Here is a 1437-nt window from a genome sequence, read left to right on the forward strand (position 1 = left end):
CATATAGCCTGAGAGGTGATGCGTAGCCGATTGAGGCGAATTCAGTGATCCTATGCTGCCGAGAAAAGCCTCTAGTGAGTTGGTACACGGCCCGTACCCCAAACCGACACAGGTGGTCAGGTAGAGAATACTAAGGCGATCGAGATAACTGTGGTTAAGGAACTCGGCAAAATACCTCCGTAACTTCGGGAGAAGGAGGGCCCGGTCTGGTGAAGGGATTTACTCCTGGAGCTGGGTTGGGTCGCAGAGACCAGTGAGAAGCGACTGTTTACTAAAAACACAGGTCCGTGCGAAGTCGTAAGACGATGTATACGGACTGACGCCTGCCCGGTGCCGGAAGGTTAAGAGGACCGGTTAGCTCTTCGGAGCGAAGCTGAGAATTTAAGCCCCGGTAAACGGCGGTGGTAACTATAACCATCCTAAGGTAGCGAAATTCCTTGTCGGGTAAGTTCCGACCTGCACGAATGGCGTAACGACTTCTCAGCTGTCTCAACCACAGACTCGGCGAAATTGCAGTACGAGTAAAGATGCTCGTTACGCGCGGCAGGACGAAAAGACCCCGGGACCTTCACTATAGCTTGGTATTGGTGTTCGGTACGGTTTGTGTAGGATAGGTGGGAGACTGTGAAGCGGGCACGCCAGTGTTCGTGGAGTCATCGTTGAAATACCACTCTGATCGTATTGGACCTCTAACCTCGGACCCTGATCGGGTTCAGGGACAGTGCCTGGTGGGTAGTTTAACTGGGGCGGTTGCCTCCCAAAATGTAACGGAGGCGCCCAAAGGTTCCCTCAGCCTGGTTGGCAATCAGGTGTTGAGTGCAAGTGCACAAGGGAGCTTGACTGTGAGACCGACAGGTCGAGCAGGGACGAAAGTCGGGACTAGTGATCCGGCACCGGCAAGTGGAAGCGGTGTCGCTCAACGGATAAAAGGTACCCCGGGGATAACAGGCTGATCTTCCCCAAGAGTCCATATCGACGGGATGGTTTGGCACCTCGATGTCGGCTCGTCGCATCCTGGGGCTGGAGTAGGTCCCAAGGGTTGGGCTGTTCGCCCATTAAAGCGGCACGCGAGCTGGGTTTAGAACGTCGTGAGACAGTTCGGTCTCTATCCGCCGCGCGCGTTAGAAACTTGAGGAAGGCTGTCCCTAGTACGAGAGGACCGGGACGGACGAACCTCTGGTGTGCCAGTTGTTCCGCCAGGAGCACGGCTGGTTGGCCACGTTCGGAAGGGATAACCGCTGAAAGCATCTAAGCGGGAAGCCTGTTCCAAGATGAGGTTTCTCACCCCCTCGAGGGGGTAAGGCCCCCAACAGACCATTGGGTTGATAGGCCAGAACTGGAAGTGCGGTAACGCATGGAGGTGACTGGTACTAATAGGCCGAGGACTTACCAACAAAGAAGCTACGCGTCCACTGTGCAGTATCTGAAACAACACAC

General features: G+C 55.0%; 1 rRNA gene (only partly in view). It reads left to right on the plus strand.

Features of this window, described 5'->3' with window-relative positions:
* Positions 1-1394 (plus strand): 23S ribosomal RNA (locus tag ACFRAQ_RS36825); it begins 1487 nt to the left of the window's first position.
* The last annotated feature ends 43 nt before the right edge of the window (positions 1395-1437 follow it).

Source organism: Nocardia sp. NPDC056611 (assembly GCF_042792755.1).
In the GTDB taxonomy this organism is placed as follows: Bacteria; Actinomycetota; Actinomycetes; order Mycobacteriales; family Mycobacteriaceae; genus Nocardia.